The 18,551-nt window shown below is 74.1% G+C and carries 16 protein-coding genes and 3 tRNA genes; 14 read left to right on the top strand and 5 right to left on the bottom strand.

Going from position 1 to position 18,551, the window contains the following annotated elements; all coding sequences use genetic code 11:
• Positions 1-170: 170 nt before the first annotated feature.
• Entirely contained in the window at positions 171-1,589 is a 1,419-nt protein-coding gene (locus tag CITRIK5_RS07415; RefSeq protein WP_159833423.1) for an FAD-dependent oxidoreductase, read from the top strand.
• Between the two features lie 41 nt (positions 1,590-1,630).
• On the top strand, positions 1,631-2,926 hold the full coding sequence (locus CITRIK5_RS07410; protein WP_159833421.1) for an MFS transporter: 1,296 nt from the start codon (positions 1,631-1,633) through the stop codon (positions 2,924-2,926).
• A gap of 198 nt (positions 2,927-3,124) precedes the next feature.
• On the opposite strand, the gene CITRIK5_RS07405 is transcribed toward CITRIK5_RS07410, so the two are convergent.
• Positions 3,125-3,628, bottom strand: a complete 504-nt coding sequence (locus tag CITRIK5_RS07405; RefSeq protein WP_159833419.1) for a hypothetical protein — start codon at positions 3,626-3,628, stop codon at positions 3,125-3,127.
• Between the two features lie 40 nt (positions 3,629-3,668).
• Positions 3,669-4,157 (bottom strand): YajQ family cyclic di-GMP-binding protein, encoded by a 489-nt coding sequence (locus CITRIK5_RS07400; protein ID WP_002856881.1) that lies wholly within the window; start codon positions 4,155-4,157, stop codon positions 3,669-3,671.
• A gap of 209 nt (positions 4,158-4,366) precedes the next feature.
• Between CITRIK5_RS07400 and CITRIK5_RS07395 the strand changes: the two genes are divergently transcribed.
• Positions 4,367-4,448 (top strand) — tRNA-Tyr (locus CITRIK5_RS07395).
• Positions 4,449-4,668: 220 nt separating this feature from the next.
• On the top strand, positions 4,669-6,435 hold the full coding sequence (locus CITRIK5_RS07390) for an AMP-binding protein (protein WP_159833417.1): 1,767 nt from the start codon (positions 4,669-4,671) through the stop codon (positions 6,433-6,435).
• Positions 6,436-6,450: 15 nt separating this feature from the next.
• On the opposite strand, the gene CITRIK5_RS07385 is transcribed toward CITRIK5_RS07390, so the two are convergent.
• Together CITRIK5_RS07385 and CITRIK5_RS07380 are read right to left on the bottom strand one after the other, a co-directional pair.
• Positions 6,451-6,915: a hypothetical protein gene (locus CITRIK5_RS07385; RefSeq protein ID WP_041103583.1), complete on the bottom strand. Its 465-nt coding sequence runs from the start codon at positions 6,913-6,915 to the stop codon at positions 6,451-6,453.
• A gap of 205 nt (positions 6,916-7,120) precedes the next feature.
• Positions 7,121-8,149 (bottom strand): DNA-3-methyladenine glycosylase, encoded by a 1,029-nt coding sequence (locus CITRIK5_RS07380; RefSeq protein ID WP_060973447.1) that lies wholly within the window; start codon positions 8,147-8,149, stop codon positions 7,121-7,123.
• Between the two features lie 162 nt (positions 8,150-8,311).
• Here CITRIK5_RS07380 and CITRIK5_RS07375 point away from each other — a divergent pair, with 162 nt between their 5' ends.
• From CITRIK5_RS07375 to CITRIK5_RS07365, 3 genes are all read left to right on the top strand, one after another.
• Positions 8,312-9,877, top strand: coding sequence for a pyridoxal-phosphate dependent enzyme (locus CITRIK5_RS07375; RefSeq protein ID WP_036317690.1), 1,566 nt, complete (start codon positions 8,312-8,314; stop codon positions 9,875-9,877).
• 61 nt (positions 9,878-9,938) lie between these two features.
• Positions 9,939-11,198, top strand: a complete 1,260-nt coding sequence (locus tag CITRIK5_RS07370) for a cystathionine gamma-synthase (RefSeq protein WP_078025945.1) — start codon at positions 9,939-9,941, stop codon at positions 11,196-11,198.
• A gap of 66 nt (positions 11,199-11,264) precedes the next feature.
• Positions 11,265-12,473 (top strand): amidohydrolase, encoded by a 1,209-nt coding sequence (locus tag CITRIK5_RS07365; RefSeq protein ID WP_060974117.1) that lies wholly within the window; start codon positions 11,265-11,267, stop codon positions 12,471-12,473.
• 40 nt (positions 12,474-12,513) lie between these two features.
• Here CITRIK5_RS07365 and CITRIK5_RS07360 read toward each other — a convergent pair whose 3' ends face one another.
• Positions 12,514-13,143: a hypothetical protein gene (locus tag CITRIK5_RS07360; RefSeq protein ID WP_060974118.1), complete on the bottom strand. Its 630-nt coding sequence runs from the start codon at positions 13,141-13,143 to the stop codon at positions 12,514-12,516.
• 309 nt (positions 13,144-13,452) lie between these two features.
• Here CITRIK5_RS07360 and CITRIK5_RS07355 point away from each other — a divergent pair, with 309 nt between their 5' ends.
• The 7 genes from CITRIK5_RS07355 (at position 13,453) to CITRIK5_RS07325 (ending at position 18,423) form a co-directional block, all read left to right on the top strand.
• Positions 13,453-15,570 carry a DEAD/DEAH box helicase gene (locus tag CITRIK5_RS07355; protein ID WP_159833415.1) on the top strand — a complete coding sequence of 706 codons (2,118 nt, stop codon included), beginning with the start codon at positions 13,453-13,455 and terminating at the stop codon, positions 15,568-15,570.
• Positions 15,571-15,657: 87 nt separating this feature from the next.
• Positions 15,658-15,729, top strand: a tRNA-Thr gene (locus tag CITRIK5_RS07350).
• Positions 15,730-15,789: 60 nt separating this feature from the next.
• Positions 15,790-15,863 (top strand) — tRNA-Met (locus tag CITRIK5_RS07345).
• 89 nt (positions 15,864-15,952) lie between these two features.
• On the top strand, positions 15,953-16,246 hold the full coding sequence (locus CITRIK5_RS07340) for a hypothetical protein (RefSeq protein WP_041103577.1): 294 nt from the start codon (positions 15,953-15,955) through the stop codon (positions 16,244-16,246).
• A gap of 40 nt (positions 16,247-16,286) precedes the next feature.
• Positions 16,287-16,736: a MaoC family dehydratase N-terminal domain-containing protein gene (locus CITRIK5_RS07335; RefSeq protein WP_002854745.1), complete on the top strand. Its 450-nt coding sequence runs from the start codon at positions 16,287-16,289 to the stop codon at positions 16,734-16,736.
• Positions 16,736-17,227, top strand: coding sequence for a MaoC/PaaZ C-terminal domain-containing protein (locus tag CITRIK5_RS07330; RefSeq protein WP_078025942.1), 492 nt, complete (start codon positions 16,736-16,738; stop codon positions 17,225-17,227). Before CITRIK5_RS07335 ends, CITRIK5_RS07330 begins: the two co-directional genes overlap by 1 nt.
• Positions 17,224-18,423: a UDP-N-acetylmuramate dehydrogenase gene (locus tag CITRIK5_RS07325; protein WP_123244258.1), complete on the top strand. Its 1,200-nt coding sequence runs from the start codon at positions 17,224-17,226 to the stop codon at positions 18,421-18,423. Before CITRIK5_RS07330 ends, CITRIK5_RS07325 begins: the two co-directional genes overlap by 4 nt.
• Positions 18,424-18,551: the final 128 nt, after the last annotated feature.

Genomic DNA, 18,551 nt, shown 5'->3' with positions numbered 1-18,551 from the left:
CGGGGGAGGAGGGGCTCACGCGGACCACTGTACGGTCCGGGTGAGCACTCTCACCCAGGTTCCTCCCGGTCACGGCGGTAGACTGGGGGGTCGATCCCGCGCGCCGGCGCCGGGCCCCGCCCTGCGTCCTGCCGGCGTGCCCCGCCGTCGTCGAAAAGGACCCACCCGCCGTGACCGCTCGCCCTGACCGCCCGTTGCGCATCGCCATCATCGGTGCCGGACCCGCCGGGGTGTACACGGCGGACATCCTGACCAAGGAGGAACGGGACTTCCGCGTCAGCATCGACCTGTTCGACCGGTACCCGGCCCCGTTCGGTCTGATCCGCTACGGGGTGGCCCCGGACCACCCGCGCATCAAGGGGATCGTGACCGCTCTGCACAAGGTCATGGACCGCGGGGACATCCGTTTCCTGGGCAACGTGGACTACGGCACGGATCTGAGCCTGGCGGATCTGCGTCGGCACTACGACGCGATCGTGTTCTCCACCGGGGCGGTGCGGGACGCGGCCCTGGACGTGCCGGGGGTGGAGTTGGCCGGCTCGTTCGGTGGCGCGGACTTCGCGTCCTGGTATGACGGGCACCCGGATGTGCCGCGGCACTGGCCGTTGGAGGCCACGCAGGTGGCGGTGATCGGCAACGGGAACGTGGCCCTGGATGTGGCCCGGATCCTGTCCAAGCATGCCGAGGACCTGCTGCCCACCGAGATCCCGGACAACGTGTACCGGGACCTGGCCGCCTCCCCGGTCACGGACGTGCACGTGTTCGGCCGGCGTGGGCCGGCGCAGGTGAAGTTCACCCCGCTGGAGCTGCGGGAGCTGGCGCACTCCCGGGATGTGGACATCGTGTTGTACGAGGAGGACTTCGACTTCGATGAGGCCTCGGAGAAGGCGATCGAGGAGAACAACCAGGTCCGCACCATGGTGGGCACGCTGACGAACTGGCTCATGGAGCAGGAGGACCGTCAGCAGAGCGCCTCGCGTCGGTTGCATCTGCATTTCCTGCAGGCCCCGGAGGAGTTCCTGGACGAGGACGGGGACGGCCGGGTGGACGGTCTGCGGATGCGTCGGATGGAGTTGGACGGTTCCGGTGGGGTCCGTCCGACGGGGGAGACCGTGGACTATCCGGTGCAGGCGGTGTACCGGGCCGTGGGGTATTTCGGTTCGCCCGTGGAGGGGGTGGAGTTCGATGAGGTGCGCGGGGTGATCCCGAACGCGCAGGGCCGGGTCCTGGACGCGGACGGCGCCCCGGTGCCGGGGCTGTACGCCTCGGGGTGGATCAAGCGGGGCCCGGTGGGCCTGATCGGGCACACCAAGGGTGACTCCCTGGAGACGATCACGCATCTGATCGAGGACGAGCCGGGGCTGTGGACGGCCCAGGAGCCCTCCGAGGAGTCGGTGATCGAGCTGCTCGAGTCCCGTGAGGTGCCGTACACCACGTGGGCCGGCTGGCATGCTCTGGATGACCACGAGAAGTCCTTGGGTGCGCAGGCGACGGAGGCCGGTCCGGTGGCGCGGGAGCGGGTGAAGGTCGTGGACCGGGAGGAGATGACCCGCATCTCCCGCGACGGGGCCTCCGTCCCGACCGCCTGATCCGGGGCGGGCCCTGGCCGCCCCGGCGCTAGGCTTCCGGGGTGGCCCGCCTCCTCGTCGACATCACCCCGCTGCGGGTCTCACCCGCCTACCGGCGGCTGTGGCTCGGCAACACGCTCGCGTACGTGGGCACGCAGCTCACGCTCGTGGCGGTGTCCCTCGAGGTGTTCGCCCTGACCGGCTCCTCGTTCGCGGTGGGCCTGCTCGGCCTCGCCGCGCTCGTGCCGCTCGTGGTCGCGGGCCTGTACGGCGGCGCGATCGCGGACCGGCACGACCGCCGCCGCGTCGCACTGACCTCGTCGGCCGTCATGTGGCTGACCACGGTCGGCATCGCCGCGCAGGCCTGGGCCGGGCTCGAGTCGGTGCCGGTGCTGTACGCCCTCGTGGCCCTGCACTCCGGCGCGTCCGGCATCAACCAGCCCACCCGCGGCGCGATCATCCCCGCGCTCGTGGGCCTGCCGCTCGTGCCGGCGGCGAACGCGCTGAACATGATGACGTTCTCCGTGGCCCTGATGGTCGGCCCCGTGCTGGGCGGCGTGCTCGTGGCGGCGGTCGGCTACGCGTGGACCTACTCGATCGACGTCGTCACCTTCCTCGCCGCCCTGTACGCCGTGTGGCGGCTGCCGTCCCTGCCGCCGCAGCGGGGCGAGGCCGCGGCCGCCTCGGGGACGCGCGGGGGCCTGGCCTCGGTGGTCGAGGGCCTGCGCTTCCTCGGCTCGCGACCGAACCTGCGGATGACCTTCCTCGCGGACATCGTGGCCATGACGACGGCGTTCCCGCGCGCCCTGCTGCCCGCCATCGGCGCCGTGGTGCTCGGCGGCGGTGAGGCCGCCGTCGGCGTGCTGCTGGCCGCGATGGCGGCGGGCGCGTTCCTCGCGGGACTGTTCTCCGCCCCGTTCACACGCCTGCATGCGCAGGGCTGGGGCGTGTACGTCTCGATCCTCGTGTGGGGCGCGGCGGTGGCCGCGTTCGGCGGCGTGGTGTGGTGGGCGCAGTCCCTGCCCGACGGCGATCCCCGCCTCACGCTCGCGTTCGCCCTCGCCGCGCTGTGCATGGCGGTGGGCGGGGCCGCGGACTCGCTCTCCGGCGTCTTCCGCGGCTCGATCCTGCAGTCCGCGACCCCGGACCACCTGCGCGGCCGGCTGCAGGGCGTGTTCGTCGTCGTGGTGGCGGGCGGGCCGCGCCTGGGCGAGCTGATCACCGGCGGTGCGTCCGTGGGCCTGGGGGAGGGGCCGACCCTGCTGGCCGGCGGTGTGCTGTGCATGCTCGGCGTGAGCGCGCTGATGCGGTGGCAGCCCGGCTTCCTGCGCTACGACGCACGGAACCCCACGCCCTGAGCGGGCGCGGGGTTCCGTGGCGGTGACGAGGCGGGAGGCTGCGAGCCCGCGACCGCCGAGGAGCGCCGAGCCAGACGTTTCTGCCCGTGAGCCAGATGATTCTGCTGCAGATCGGGCCGCGAAACCGCCGAAACGTCTGGCTCGCGGCAGCCTGAGCCGCCGTCCGCGGGAGGCACCACGACGACGGCGGCCGGCGGGTCAGCGGTCGCGGTCGGCCTGGAGCGTGGCCGGGACCGCGCCACCCAGGCGCGTCCAGTGGCGGACGAGGTCCTCGTCCGGGGCCGCCTGGAGCGACTCGCGGGCCGCCTCCTCCGCCTTCTTGATGCGGCGCTCCAGATTCTGGTCCGCGCCCTCGTAGGCGGCCGCGTGTCGGTGGGAGCGCAGCGATCCGACGTCCTCCGTGCGACGCTCCACCACCGCGAGCTGCTCGGCGATCGCGTCCTGGTTGGCGCGCTGGGCCTTCAGGTTCGCGGGGGCGAGCACCTGGGCCACGAACCCGTGGTCGAGGAGGAGGCCGCGCGGGGCGGCGATGCCGTGACGCAGCGCGAGGTCCACATGGTCGTCGAAGGTCAGGAGCATGGCGGCCTTGGTGAACTTCAGGTCGTCGACCGGGCGGCCGTCCACGCGGGCCCGGGCCCGCGCCCGGCCGATCGTGGTGTCGGCGGACCACACGGCCCCGCGAGGGTCGATCAGGTACAGCATGGGGACTCCTGGTGGGATCGGAGGGGAGGCGGCGTGCGGATCAGCGGAAGTTCACGAACTGCAGGTCCGCGTCCTCGAAGTCCTTGAGCATCGCGATGACCGACTGCAGGTCGTCGCGGGACTTGGAGGACACGCGCAGCTCGTCCCCCTGGATCTGGGCCTTGACGGACTTGGGGCCCTCGTCGCGGATCAGCTTGGTGATCTTCTTCGCGGTGGGCTGGTCGATGCCCTCCTTCATGGTCGCCTCGATGCGGTACTCCTTGCCGGAGGCGAACGGGGCGCCGGCGTCGAGGGACTTGAGGGAGATGCCGCGCTTGACGAGCTTGGACTCGAACACGTCCTTGACGGCCTTGACGCGCTCCTCGGAGGAGGCCTTCATGAGGATCTTCTCGCCGGAGAAGTCGATCTCGGCGCCGACGCCCTTGAAGTCGTAGCGCTGGGCGATCTCCTTCTGCGCCTGGTTCAGGGCGTTGGACACCTCCTGGCTGTCCACCTTGCTGACGACGTCGAACGTGGAATCGCTGGCCACGGGTGCTCTCCTTCAGGGTCTGCGGACGGGGTGCGCCCGTCGACGACGGCCACTGCGGGGCCGCGCGCGGCGCTCTGCGGGCCAGCCTACCGGGGACGACGGACGCGGTCCCGGGTCGATTGGCGGCGTGGCGCAGGGATGCTGTACAGTCGACTCTCGCCCGACCGGTGCGGTCGTCCTCGAGACGCCCAGCAGCCGCCGGGTGGCACGGCAGATTTCCCGAGCGGCCAAAGGGGGCTGACTGTAAATCAGCTGGCACTGCCTTCACTGGTTCGAATCCAGTATCTGCCACCGAAACGAAGACCCCGGGACCACACGGTCCCGGGGTCTTCTGCCGTCCGGGGCCGTGGCACGCCCCGCGTGCCCGCCCCGGGAGGTGGCGGCCTCCCGCCAGGCGACGTAGCCTGCCTGTGGTCCGTGTCACATCCGATGCCCTCTGCGGTCCGGCGGCGGCACGGCCGTGCATCGTGACGCCGTGCGGCGTCGCCCGACCGTCCGCGAGGAGCGCCCGATGACCGAGTCCACCGCCCCCGAGTCCTTCACCCAGGGACCGACCGACGTCGAGCTCCTCGCGCAGACTCTGGCCCAGAACCTCGACGACACCGCCCGCCGGTTCGCCGACCGCGCCGCGCTCCTGGAGTGTGGACCGGACGGGGACCCGGCCACCGGCCGCACCTGGACCTACGGGCAGCTGCGTGAGGAGTCCGTGACGGTGGCCAAGGCGCTCATGGCCGCGGGCTACGAGGCGGGGGACCGGATCGGCATGTGGAGCCCCAACGTCGCCGAGTGGGTCTCGCTGCTCTATGGCGCGGCGCGTGCCGGCGTCATCCTCGTGAACCTCAACCCGGCGTACCGCGCCCACGAGCTGACCTACGTGGTCGAGCAGTGCGACATGCGCGGGCTGGTGGTGGCCCGCGCGGACGCGCGCATGGATCCGCCCGCCACCGCGCGCGTCGTGGCCCGTGAGTCGGCGCCGCACCTGCGCCAGCTGATCATGCTGCCGGCCGGGAGCGGCGAGGACGCCTACGCGCACGTGCAGACCGGCGACGTGGCCGGCCGGCACGCCGCCAATCCCGTGGCCGAGGGCACGTGGGCCGCCTTCCTGGCCGGGGCCGCGCGGGTCTCGGACGAGGACCTGGCCGCGCGCGAGGCCGCCACCCGGCCGGAGGACCCCGTGAACCTGCAGTACACCTCGGGTACCACCGGCTTCCCCAAGGGCGTCACGCTGACGCACCGCAACGTGCTGAACAACGGCTTCCACATCGGTGAGCTGCTGGGCTACACGGAGGAGGACACCGTGGTGATCCCGGTGCCGTTCTTCCACTGCTTCGGCATGGTGATCGGCGTGATCGCCACCGTCTCCCACGGCTCGCTCGCCGTCATCCCGGCGCGCAGCTTCGAGCCGGTCTCCGCGCTGCGGGCCGTGGCCGCCACCGGTGCGACGAGCCTGTACGGCGTGCCGGCGATGTTCATCGCCATGCTCGCCCGGCCCGAGGCGGACGAGCTGGACCTGACGACGCTGCGCACCGGCGTGATGGCCGGCTCCACGTGCCCCGTCGAGGTGATGAAGAAGGTCATCGACCGGTTCCACATGTCCGAGGTCGCCATCTGCTACGGCATGACGGAGACCGCGCCCGTGTCCACCATGACCCGCCGCGACGACTCCCTGGAGGTGCGCACCCAGACCGTCGGCCGCACCATGCCCCACGTGGAGACGAAGATCGTGGACCCCGCCACCGGTGAGGTCGTCCCGCGCGGGGCCACGGGCGAGCTGTGCACCCGCGGCTACTCCGTGATGCTCGGCTACTGGGACGCCCCCGAGAAGACCGCCGAGGTGCTGGACGCCGACGGCTGGATGCACTCCGGCGACCTCGCCTCCATGGACGAGGACGGCTCCGTGCGCATCGAGGGCCGCATCAAGGACCTCGTGATCCGCGGCGGCGAGAACATCTCCCCGCGCGAGGTGGAGGAGTTCCTCTACACCCACCCGGACATCCAGGACGTCCAGGTGGTGGGCGTGCCGGACGAGAAGTACGGCGAGCAGCTCATGGCCTGCGTGATCATGAAGGACGGCGTCGAGCCGCTCACCGTGGACGCCGTCCGCGAGTTCGCCACGGGCCGGATCGCGCACTTCAAGATCCCGGCCTACGTCCGCGTGCTCGACGCCTTCCCCATGACCGTCTCCGGCAAGGTCCGCAAGGTCGAGCTGCGCGAAGAGGGCGCGAAGGTCGTCCAGGCCCAGGCCCACGCCCAGGCCCACGCCCAGGGTGCGGGCTGACGACGACCGTCACCCTCAGGCGGCGGGCAGCGGGAACACGTCCCAGATGGTGCAGACCGCCTCGGGGGCGGCGCCCAGGATCGTGGCACGGTACGTGGTCGACCACGCCCGCGGGTCGGCGTCGCGCAGGCGCCACGTGCCGTCCGCGAGCACCGCGTCCACGAACGCGGAGGTGTCGGCGGGGCTGCCGTCCTCGTGGACCAGGGGGCCGCGACGCAGGGCTTCACCCAGGTCGCCCGCTCGGCCGACGGCGTAGAGCGCGGTCTCGTCCGTGTCCAGCACGAGGCCGCAGTCCTCCTCGAAGGCGGTGATCCAGGCCATCGCGTGCCGCATGGCCTCGTCCGGGTCGGGGTGGCGGGTCACGATGAGCACGGAGCCGCGCTCGCCCGGACGCAGGGAGCCGGGCGTGCCGGGGCCGTGCGGGTCGGGTTCGCGCGGGGCGGCGGCGGTGTGCGGGCGGGGCTCGAAGGCGGTGGTCATGGCGGTCTCCTCCCGGGTGGGGACTCATCAGGGTCCCGGCGGCGCCGCACCGGTCGGAGCGGCATCGCCCACGCTAGGAACCCGGGGCGGGCGGCCGGCCGGACCCGGCCGGGGCTGGGGAGGACACGCCGGGAGCAGCGGCCTGTGCAGGAGCGGAGGGGTCGCGCGGACGCGCCGGCACGGCCTCGGCCGGCCCGGCGTCGCGTCAGTGGGCGCGGTGGTCGGCCGGGGCGAGCTTGGGCCCGAACGCCTGCTTGCGCTCTCCGGAGAGCCCGATCATCCGCACCACCCGCTGCCGGTGCCCGGCCCATGGCGCGAGCAGGCGGAGCATCCCGGCGTCGTCGGTCCGGCGTCCCGTGAGGACCTGCCCCACGTACTGCGCCAGGTGGTAGTCGCCCACGGAGACGAGGTCCGCCGCCCCGTGGCTGCGCTGCAGCGCCTCGGCCGTGGTCCACGGCCCGATCCCGGGCACCGACTCCAGGCGCCGGGCCAGCGCGGCCACCCCGGCCGTGTCCCCGGGGGCGACCGCGTCGCCGAGCCGGTCGATGCTCGCGGCCCGCCGGGCGACCTCCAGCATGGTCCGCGACTGGGAGGGCTGCACCCAGGCCCGCGCATGCCAGTCCCACGAGGGGATCCGCAGGACGGCGGCCGGGGTCGGCGGCGGCAGCATCCCCGGCGGCACCGGGCCGGGGGCGGGCCCGTCGTCGTCGATCCGGGCGGCCAGCCGCACGAGGGTGCGCCAGCCGTGCCGCGCCTGGTCGTGGGTGACCTTCTGCTCGAGCACGGCGGTGAGCAGCTGCCGGGACAGCGCGCCCGCCGCCGGCAGCCGCAGCCCGGCCCGCATCCGCCGCGCCTCGCGCACGTGCGGCGGCAGCGCGGGCGCGCCGGAGTCCGGCCGCAGCAGGGCGTCGAAGGCGTCCCAGCCGTCGTCGTGCAGGCCGAGCAGGCGTTCCACGCCGGCGACGGCGGCGCTCGCGCCCGCGCCCCACGCGCGGGCCGTCACCGCGGTGCCGCCCCCTGCGGCCTCCCGGACGCCGGAGACCAGCAACGACGTCGGCCGGCCCGGGCCGTCCGACGCCACGTCCGGGGCGGGGGAGCGCAGAGTGAGCCAGACGCCCTGCGGTGTGGCGCGGACCGTGGGGTCGGCCGCACCGCGCTGCAGGGGGCGCAGGGTGAGCGCGACGTCCACGGGGACGGGCACGCGCACGCGGCGCTCGGCGTCCGGGGCGGTCATGCCCGCACCGTACACCCGGGCCCGGACAGGACGACGTCGGCCGTGACGGCGCGCACGCCGGGCGTTGCCCCGCGTGTCCGGAGCCCTCCTTCGGCGTCCGGCCCCTGGCGTAGCGTGGGGTGCGTGAGTGAAAAGACCCCCGCGCCCACCCCTGCGCAGCCCATGCAGTACGCCGAGAACGTCCTCGAGCTGATCGGGCACACCCCGCTCGTGAAGCTGCACTCCGTGACGGAGGGCATCGAGGCCACCGTCCTGGTGAAGGTCGAGTACCTGAACCCCGGCGGCTCCGTGAAGGACCGCATCGCGCTGAAGATGATCGAGGAGGCCGAGCGCGAGGGCCTGCTCGGCCCGGGCGGCACCGTCGTGGAGCCCACCTCGGGCAACACGGGCGTGGGGCTGGCCCTGGTCTCGCAGCTCAAGGGCTACCGCACCGTGTTCGTCACCCCGGACAAGGTGGGTCAAGAGAAGCGGGACGTGCTCAGCGCGTACGGCGCCGAGCTCGTCGTCACGCCCACCGCCGTGGACCCGACGTCCGAGGAGTCCTACTACGGGGTCGCCGACCGCCTCGTGCGGGAGATCCCCGGGGCCTATCAGCCCAACCAGTTCTTCAACCCCGCCGCCCCGGCCTCCCACTACGAGACCACCGGCCCCGAGATCTGGGAGGACACGGCCGGCCGCGTCACCCACGTCGTGATGGGCGCCGGCACGGGCGGCACCATCACGGGCACCGGCCGCTACCTCAAGGAGGTCTCGGCGGACCGCCCGTCCGGTCCGGTCCGCGTGATCGGCGCGGACCCCAGCGGCTCGGTGTACTCCGGCGGCGCCGGCCGGCCCTACTTCGTCGAGGGTGTCGGCGAGGACATGTGGGTGGACAACTACGACCCCGCGGTCCCGGACGAGGTCATCGCCGTCGAGGACGCCGAGGCCCTGGCCATGACCCGCCGCCTCGCCGCCGAGGAGGGCCTGCTCGTGGGCGGCTCCTCCGGTCTGGCCGTCGTCGCCGGCCTGCGCGCCGCCCGCGAGCTCGGCCCGGAGGACGTCATGGTGATCGTGCTGCCCGACTCGGGCCGCGGCTACCTCGCCAAGATCTTCAACGACCCGTGGATGGACGAGCGCGGCTTCGACTACGACGTCCGCGAGACCGTGCTGCCGGCGTGGGCGCGCGGGCGCACCCGCTCGGCGGTCCCGCAGATGGACGACGACGGCGCCACGGGGGCCGCCGGCGGGGCCGGCACGCCCGTCGAGGTGCTCGAGCACGCCGACGCCGAGCCGGCGACCCGCGCGGGCGCCCCCGCCGAGGCCGACCGCTGGTCCGCGACGGCGGGGGAGCTGCTGACCGAGAAGGCCGACCTGTTCCCGGGCTCCGTGCCCACCCTCGTCACCGCGGCCCCGACCACCTCGGTGGCGGACGCCGTGGCGACCATGAACCGGTACGGCGTCGACGCCCTGCCCGTGATCCTCGAGCCCCGGCACGACCTGCGGATCGGCGAGGTCCGCGGCACCGTCTCCTCCGCCGCGCTCGCGGACGCCCTCGCCGAGGGGCGGGCCACCGCGCAGACCCCCGTGGCCGACGTCATGGGCCCCGTGCTGCCCTGCCTGGGGGCGCGCACCCCGCTGCGCGCCGTGGCCCGGCGCCTCGCCCAGGACCCCGTGCTGCTGGTGCTCGAGGCCGGCCGCGTCCAGGGCGTCGTCACCCTGCACGACGTCCTCGCCCACGTCACCGCCTGAGGCCGGCCGCACCGGCCGCGCCCGCCCCACCCGACCCGATCTCTCCGAGGAGGCTCCCGAGATGACCGAGCAGAACGTCCACGAGGACCCGCACGCCACCACCCCCGACACCGGCGCCGAAGACGCCGCCGCCCACCCCCAGGGGGGAGGCTTCGGCACGCGCGCCGTGCACGCGGGCCAGCACCTGGACGAGGTGTTCGGCGCCGTCGTCCCGCCGATCCACCTCTCGAGCACCTACGCGCCCACGGCCGTCGGCGAGCTGCGGCGCGGCTACGACTACGGCCGCGGCACCAACCCCACCCGGGACGCGCTGCAGGAGCAGCTGGCCGCGCTCGAGGCCGGCGTCGACGAGTCCGGCGCCCCCCGGGCCACCGGCCTCACGTTCGCCTCCGGCCTGGCCGCGGAGACCGCGCTGATCATGGGCGCGGGCCGGCCGGGCATGACGATCGTGCTCGGCAACGACGTGTACGGCGGCTCCTACCGCCTCATCTCCCGCGTGCTCGCCCCGTGGGGCGTGGAGCACGTCGTCGTGGACATGGGGGACGCCGAGCAGGTCGCCGCCGCCGTCGAGCGCGCCGCCGCCGCGGGGCCGGTCATGGTGTGGCTGGAGACCCCGTCGAACCCGATGATGAAGATCTCCGACGTCGCCGCGGTCGCCGAGGCGGCCCACGCGCACGGCGCCCTGCTCGTGGTGGACAACACCTTCGCGACGCCGTACCTGCAGTCCCCGATCGCCCTCGGCGCGGACGTGGTGGTGCACTCCACCACGAAGTACATCGGCGGCCACTCGGACGTGATCGGCGGGGCGCTCGTGATCCCGGACGCCGCACTCGCCGAGCAGGTGAAGTTCCAGCAGTTCGCGGCGGGGGCCGTGAACGGGCCCATGGACGCGTACCTGACCACGCGCGGCCTCAAGACGCTCGGGGTGCGCATGGACCGTCACCAGGCCAACGCCCAGGCGGTCGCCGAGTGGCTCACCGGCCGCGCCGAGGTCTCCCAGGTGCTCTACCCGGGGCTGCCGGACCACCCCGGCCATGAGCTCGCGCAGCGGCAGATGCGCGGTTTCGGCGGCATGGTCTCGCTGCGCCTGTCCGGCGGCGCCGCGGCGGCCCGCCGCGTGGCCGAGTCGACCCGCCTGTTCCAGCTCGCCGAGTCCCTGGGCGGCATCGAGTCGCTGATGAACTACCCGGCGGAGATGACCCACGCCTCCGTGGCCGGCACCGAGCTGGCCGTGCCGGACGACCTGCTGCGCCTGTCGGTGGGCATCGAGGACGCCGAGGACCTCGTGGCGGACCTGGAGCGGGCTCTGGGCAGCCTCTGACCCGCCGACGTCCGCCAGAGGTCTAGCGCACGGGTGGGGAGCACGGGGCGGCGTAGTGTGACGGGCATGACCCTCACCGCCTTCGTCAACGCCCATGTCGTCCCCGTCGCCGCCGAGCCGTTCGACGGCGCCCTGCTCGTCGAGGACGGCCGGATCACCGCGCTCGGCCCCGACGTCGAGGCGCCCGACGGCGCCGAGGTGGTGGACTGCGAGGGGCGCTGGCTGCTGCCCGGCTTCGTGGATGCCCACGTCCACCTCGGCATGCACGCCGAGGGCGAGGTCGGTGCGACCGCGGACGTCAACGAGATGACGGACCCGGTGATGGCCGGGGTGCGGGCGATCGACGCCGTCGACCCGAACGAGCCGGGCTGGAAGGACGCCCTGGCCGGCGGGGTGACCACCGTGAACGTGAACCCCGGCTCGGGCAACCCGATCGGCGGCCAGGCGGTGGCGCTGCACACCCACGGACGCACCGTGGACGAGATGGTGCTGCGCAGTCCCTCGGGCGTGAAGTCCGCCCTCGGCGAGAACCCCAAGAACGTCTACAAGGAGAAGGGCCGCACCCCGTCCACGCGGCTGGGCACCGCCCTCGTGATCCGCGAGGCGTTCCTGCGGGCGCAGGGCTACATGGCCCGCCGCGCGGAGGCCGAGCGCGAGGACAAGCCCTTCACCCGCGACCCCCACCTCGACGCCCTCGCCCTCGTCCTGGAGCGCACGATCCCCTGGCGCCAGCACTGCCACCGCACCGACGACGTCGCCACCGCCCTGCGCCTGGCCGACGAGTTCGGCTACGACCTCGTCCTGGACCACGGCACCGAGGCGCACCCGCTGGCCGACCAGCTCGCGGCCCGCGGCGTGCCGGTGCTGATCGGCCCGCTGTTCACCACCAAGTCCAAGCCGGAGCTGCGGGGCCGCTCGATGCGCAACCCGGGCCGTCTGGCGCGGGCCGGCGTCGAGATCAGCATCATCACCGACCACCCGGTGGTGCCCATCGACTTCCTCGTCTACCAGGCGGCGCTGTCGGTGAAGGAGGGCCTGGACCGGGAGACCGCCCTGCGCGCCATCACCCTGCATCCCGCGCGCGTGCTGGGGCTGGACGACCGCATCGGCTCCCTCGAGGTGGGCAAGGATGCCGACCTGGTGCTCTGGTCCGGCGACCCGCTCGATGTCATGCAGCGGGCCCTGCGCGTGTGGATCGGCGGCCGTCAGGTCATGGAGTACGACCTCGCCACGGCCCGGCCCGTCGTCGCCTCCGCCCGTCCCGTGGAGGACTGAGCGGCGCCGCCGCCCGGCGGCGGGGGCGGGACGCGCGGGCTCAGCGCCGCACGCGCGAGCGCACGGGCGGCAGCCAGACGAGCGCGGCGCCCAGGAGCATCACGACGGCGAGGATGATCAGCAGGCCGTTGGCCCGCAGGAACGCGGGGGCGGCCAGCAGGACGGCGATGAACGTCAGGGTCCCGATCGCCGAACGACGGCGGCGCAGCAGACCGATCCAGCCCCACAGGGACGCCGCGGCCAGCAGGGCGACGGCGGTGCCCATCGTGAACTGCCCCGTCGCGCCGCCCAGCACGCCCACCGACTCCATGCCGGTGAGCGGATCGATGACGGGCTCGCCGCTGTCCTGTGCGCGGGCCCCGTTCCAGAGGAACGCGCCCGCGATGCCGATCAGCACCACGGTGACCGCGAGCCAGTAGAGGCGCGCGACCTTCAGGAGCGGGTGGACGAGGCCGGCGTCGGACTCGGCCGCGTCCCGCGCGACCAGGTCGCGCTCGCGGTCCGCGCGGCGCCGTTCCAGGCGCTCCTCGTCCTCGGCGGTGAGGCGGGCGCGCTCGGCGCGCAGCCGTGCGTCGTCGGCCCGCTGATTCTCCCGGAAGGACTGGGCGGCGCGGCCGGCGGCCCGGCCGAGCCCGCGGGCGAGGGGGCGGTCTTCGCTGTTCTGGGGCACCTGCCGAGCCTATCGCCCCGGCCGGTGAGCGACCGGGGTGTCCGAGGGCACAGCCCGGCCCGGGATCCGGTGGCGTAGACTGGGCGGACCGGATCCGGTCTCTCCCCCTGTGATGAATGAGCGTGGACGCGTGTGCCACGCCGGACTGCAGATGTCTGTGCAGATGTGTGTGCGGGTCACGAACGTCGTGGCCCTCGGGGGCTGCCGGGTGGACGGAATCATCTGACCCAGCTGGCCCCTGCGCCCCACGACGTCGACCCGCGACCGACGTCCTCCGGCGTGCGCCCGCGCATCCCCACAGGAGGACCCATGTCCGACATCCTCGATCCCCAGACCACCGCCGAGGTCGCCCCCGAGCTCGCCGAGGCGGAGCAGGAGGCCACCGGGACCGTCCCGCAGGTCGACGCCGCCGAGCCCGCCGCCCCCGAGGCCCCGGCCGGGCCCGCCGGCCCCACCTTCCTGGACCTCGGCCTGGACGCCCGCGTGCTGGCCGCCGTCGAGGACCTGGGCTACACCCGCCCCTCGCCGATCCAGGAGGCGACCATCCCGCTGCTGCTGGACGGCCGCGACGTCGTGGGCCTGGCCCAGACCGGCACCGGCAAGACCGGCGCGTTCGCGCTGCCGGCCCTGTCCCGCCTCGCCGAGACCACGGACGTGACCGGGCGCGCGGACACCCCGCAGGTGCTCGCGCTCGCCCCGACCCGCGAGCTCGCCCTCCAGGTGGCCGACGCCTTCGACAGCTACGCCAAGCATCTCGACGACGTCTCCGTGCTCGCGGTCTACGGCGGCTCCCCGTACGGCCCGCAGCTGGCCGGACTGCGCCGGGGCGCGCAGGTCGTCGTCGGCACGCCGGGCCGCGTGATCGACCATCTCGAGCGCGGCTCGCTGGACCTCTCCGACCTGCAGACCCTCGTGCTGGACGAGGCGGACGAGATGCTGCGCATGGGCTTCGCGGAGGAGGTGGACCGCATCCTCGCCTCCACCCCGGACACGAAGCAGACCGCGCTGTTCTCCGCCACCATGCCCCCGGCCATCCGCCGCATCTCCGCCCAGTACCTGAACGCCCCGGAGGAGGTGGCCGTCGCCCGTCAGTCGACGACGTCCGCCACGATCCGCCAGCGCTACCTGCAGGTGGGTCACCAGTGGAAGTTCGAGGCCCTGAGCCGGATCCTCGAGACCGAGGAGCACGACGGCGTCATCGCCTTCGTGCGCACCCGTGCCGGTACCGAGGAGCTCGCCCAGAAGCTCACGCGCGCCGGGTTCAAGGCCGTGGCCATCTCCGGCGACGTCGCCCAGAAGCAGCGCGAGAAGACCGTGGAGGACCTGAAGGCCGGCCGCGTGGACATCCTCGTGGCCACCGACGTCGCCGCCCGCGGCCTGGACGTCGAGCGCATCTCGCACGTGGTCAACTACGACATCCCGCAGGACGCCGAGTCCTACGTGCACCGCATCGGCCGCACCGGCCGCGCCGGCCGACAGGGCGACGCCGTGCTCTTCATGACCCCGCGTGAGCGCTTCCTGCTCAAGCAGATCGAGCGGACCACCCGCCAGCAGGTCGAGGAGATGGCCGTGCCCTCCGTCGCCGACGTCAACGCGGCCCGCAAGCGCCGCTTCGCCGACGGCATCACCCGCACCCTCGAGCGCGCCTCGGAGGAGGAGCTGGCGGTGTTCGGTGAGATCGTCGCCGCGTACGTCGACGAGCACGAGGCCGAGCCGGCGCGCGTGGCCGCCGCACTGGGCATGATGGCCCAGGGCGGCCGCCCGCTGCTGGCCCGCGAGCAGGAGATCCCGTTCGGCGGCGCCCGCGGCCGCAAGGACCGCGACGGCGGCCGCGAGGGTGGGCGCGACGGCGGCCGTGAGCGCGGCACGAGTGACGGCCGCGGCTCGCGTGGCCCGGCCCGGGAGCCCGCGGCCGGCAACGCGACGTACTGGATCGCCGTCGGCCACCAGGACCGCGTGCGGCCGGGCAACATCGTGGGCGCGCTGGCGAACGAGGTGGGCCTGCCCGCCTCCGCCATCGGCGCGATCGACCTGCGCGGCAACCACTCGCTCGTCGAGCTGCCGGCGGACCTGACCTCGGCCCAGCTCGAGGCCGCGGCCAACGCGGAGATCAACGGCCGTCGCCTCGGCCTGCGCAAGGACACCGGTCGCCCGACCCGCGCCGAGCGCGACGGCGAGGACCGCGGCGGCTTCCGCAAGGACCGCGGCGAGCGCGGCGAGCGCGGCGGCTTCCGCGGGGACCGCGACGGCGGCCAGCGCGGCGGGTACCGCAAGGACCGGGACGACCGCGGCTCCCGCGAGGATCGTGGCGGCTTCCGCAAGGACCGGGACGACCGCAGCTTCCGTGGCGACCGCAGGGGACGCCCCGGCGGCCGCAAGCCCCGCTGGGGCGCCCAGGAGCGCTCGGATCGGGGCGCCCGCCGCTGATTCCGCCGGGGTGCCGACCCCGCCGGAGGCCGTGACCGGGGCCGATTTTGCATCGGCCCCGGGGCCCTGGTAGAGTCTCACCTCGTTGCCCCGATAGCTCAGTGGTAGAGCGCCATCTTGGTAAGATGGAGGTCCCGGGATCGATTCCCGGTCGGGGCTCTGACATGAGAGCCCGCCCTCGCGGCGTGAAAACCGTGAGTGCGGGCGTTCTCGTGTCGTGGCGGCGTAGCTCAGCTGGTTAGAGCGCACGACTCATAATCGTGAGGTCGGGGGATCGAGTCCCCCCGCCGCTACGGAATCGGACGGACCCGGTCACCTCCTCGGAGGGGCCGGGTCCTTTCGCGTTCCGGGGCCCGTCCGTCGCCCCGGTAGCCTGGCGGGCATGTCCACGCGTCGCCCCGCCCACCAGCCCACCCGCGGCACCGCCGCGCCCCGCGGCTTCGTCTCCCCGTGGGAGCACGGCTCCCGGCTGTACCGGACCCTCGTGCTGACCGGCTCCGCGCTGTTCCTCGTGGGCATCGTGCTGGCGGTCGTCGGCGGCACCACCGGACGCCTCGCCGTCTCCGGGACCGCCCTGGGCGTGCTCGGCGCGGGCGTCGCCGTTCACCTGTCCGCTCAGCTCGTGCGCTTCCGCCAGGCCGCCCGCCGGCAGGGGGAGCGGCGCCCCGGCCGTTAGGCTGGACGGCAGTCGAGAACCGTCCCGCAGGAGGCCCGAGTTGAGCGTGAACCCCGACGTCGCCGGGCGGAGCTATCCGCCCGCGCCCCCCTTCCAGGTCGGTCGTGAGGCGGTCCGCGGCTTCGCCGAGGCCGTGCAGGCCCAGCATCCCGCGCACCACGACGTCGCGGCCGCCCGGGCCCTGGGACACGCCGACCTGGTCGCCCCCCCGACCTTCGCCGTCGTCATCGCCCAGCGCGCCGAGGCCGCCGTCGTCGCCGATCCCGAGCTGGGCATCGACTTCTCGCGCGTGGTCCACGCGGACGAGCGCTTCGTCCACCACCGCCCGCTGGTGGCCGGGGACGAGGTCGTGGCGACCGTGCGGGTCGAGGCCGTGAAGTCCCTCGGCGGCAACCGCATGGTCACCACCGTCACAGAGATCGCGGATCTGGACGGCGCACCCGTCTCCACCGTCACGTCCACCCTGCTGGTCCGGGGAGAGGAGTCCTGATGAGCACCGCCCCCCGCCTGTCCGACCTCGCCCGGGGCGAGGTGGTCGGCACGCGCACCGTCACGTTCACCCGCGCCGACCTCGTCGCCTACGCGGGTGCCTCCGGCGACCGCAACCCGATCCACTGGTCCCCGTCGTTCGCCGAGCACGTCGGCCTGCCCGGCGTCATCGCCCACGGGATGCTCACCATGGGCGCGGCCGTGCAGCTCGTCTCGGACTGGGCGGGCGACCCGGGCGCCGTCGTCGACTACCAGACCCGCTTCACCGGCATGGTGCCCGTCGCGGACACCACGGGGCGCACGGACGACGACGGCGCGCCCGTCCCCGGCGCCACGCTCGAGGTCGTCGGCACGGTCGGCGCCGTGGACGAGGCCGCCGGGACCGTGCGGATCGACCTGAACGTCACCAACCCGGACGCGGCGAAGCCGCGCGTGCTGACCAAGGCGCAGGCCGTGGTCCGTCTGGCCGACCCCGCGGGGGAGAGCGCGTGAGCGAGCGGCTGGCGGACCACACCACCACCCGCGTCGGCGGGCCTGCGCGCGCGTGGGTCACCGCGCGCACCGAGGCCGAGGCGATCGAGGCCGTGCGCGCCGCCGACGCGGCGGGCGAGCCCCTGTTCGTCCTCGGCGGCGGTTCCAACACCCTCATGGCGGACGCCGGCTTCCCCGGCACCGTCGTGCGGCTGGCCTTCGAGGGCATCCACGTGCTGGACGGGCCGCTGCCCGGCGAGGGCGAGACGCCGCCCGCCGGCGACGGGGCCCGGTCCGCGGACCACGAGGGGGAGGCCGTCGTCGTGCGGGTCGCGGCGGGCCATCCGTGGGACGACGCCGTCGCATGGACCGTGGCGCACGGGCTCGGCGGGATCGAGGCGCTCTCGGGCATCCCGGGCTCGGCCGGCGCGACGCCCGTGCAGAACGTCGGCGCGTACGGCGCGGACGTCTCGCAGGTGCTCGTCGCCCTGCGCGCGTGGGACCGGGAGGCGGGCGACGTCGTCGAGCTGACGCCCGCGGACCTGCGCTTCGGCTACCGCGACTCCGTGATCAAGCGCTCCATGCTGGAGACCGGCGCGCCGAGTCCCCGGTGGATCGTGCTCTCGATCGACCTGCGGCTGCGTCGCGCCTCCTCCGACGCCGAGCCGACGGCGCCGGTCCGCTACGGGCAGCTGGCGGCCGCGCTCGACGTCGAGGAGGGCGCCCATGCCCCGCTCGCGGTGGTCCGCCGCGAGGTGCTGGCCCTGCGCGCCGCCAAGGGGATGGTGTCCGATCCGGCGGACCCGGACACGTGGTCCACGGGCAGCTACTTCACAAACCCGATCGTGCCCGCGTCCGTGCGGGCCTCCCTGCCCGACGGCGCCCCGGCGTTCGCCGCCGGCCAGGCCGAGGACGGGACGCCGCTCGTGAAGCTCTCGGCGGCCTGGCTGATCGATCGCGCGGGCTTCGCGAAGGGCTTCGGGCTGCCCGAGGTCGCCCCCCGCGAGGGCGGGCCGGACGGCCGCGGAGCCGACGGCACCGGCCTGGCCGGGGGCCGCGCGTCGGTGTCCACGAAGCACACCCTCGCCATGACCAACCGCGGCGACGCGACCACCGAGGACGTCCTGACGGTCGCGCGCACCGTGCGCGACGGCGTGCGCGAACGCTTCGGCGTCGAGCTGCACCCCGAGCCGATGATCATCGGCACCAGCCTCTGACCCCTCACTTTCGTTCGGGAAACGGCGCCCTCAGGAGTGCTTTCGTTCGGGAAACGGCGCCCCTTGGCGGGGCGGGCGCCGTTTCCCGAACGACAACGACCGAACACCCGCCGTTTCCCGAACGAAAA

Source organism: Micrococcus sp. 116 (assembly GCF_902506395.1).
GTDB lineage: Bacteria > Actinomycetota > Actinomycetes > Actinomycetales > Micrococcaceae > Micrococcus > Micrococcus luteus.
This window is presented reverse-complemented; position numbering and strand designations above follow the sequence as displayed.

What these genes read in the sequence shown, in the direction of transcription:
- CITRIK5_RS07390 (WP_159833417.1), top strand. Translation starts at nt 4,669, where the DNA reads ATGACCGAGTCCACCGCCCCCGAGTCCTTCACCCAGGGACCGACCGAC.
- CITRIK5_RS07370 (WP_078025945.1), top strand. Translation starts at nt 9,939, where the DNA reads ATGACCGAGCAGAACGTCCACGAGGACCCGCACGCCACCACCCCCGAC.
- CITRIK5_RS07365 (WP_060974117.1), top strand. Translation starts at nt 11,265, where the DNA reads ATGACCCTCACCGCCTTCGTCAACGCCCATGTCGTCCCCGTCGCCGCC.
- CITRIK5_RS07405 (WP_159833419.1), bottom strand. Translation starts at nt 3,628, where the DNA reads ATGCTGTACCTGATCGACCCTCGCGGGGCCGTGTGGTCCGCCGACACC.
- CITRIK5_RS07330 (WP_078025942.1), top strand. Translation starts at nt 16,736, where the DNA reads ATGAGCACCGCCCCCCGCCTGTCCGACCTCGCCCGGGGCGAGGTGGTC.
- CITRIK5_RS07340 (WP_041103577.1), top strand. Translation starts at nt 15,953, where the DNA reads ATGTCCACGCGTCGCCCCGCCCACCAGCCCACCCGCGGCACCGCCGCG.
- CITRIK5_RS07355 (WP_159833415.1), top strand. Translation starts at nt 13,453, where the DNA reads ATGTCCGACATCCTCGATCCCCAGACCACCGCCGAGGTCGCCCCCGAG.
- CITRIK5_RS07375 (WP_036317690.1), top strand. Translation starts at nt 8,312, where the DNA reads ATGCAGTACGCCGAGAACGTCCTCGAGCTGATCGGGCACACCCCGCTC.
- CITRIK5_RS07385 (WP_041103583.1), bottom strand. Translation starts at nt 6,915, where the DNA reads ATGACCACCGCCTTCGAGCCCCGCCCGCACACCGCCGCCGCCCCGCGC.
- CITRIK5_RS07380 (WP_060973447.1), bottom strand. Translation starts at nt 8,149, where the DNA reads ATGACCGCCCCGGACGCCGAGCGCCGCGTGCGCGTGCCCGTCCCCGTG.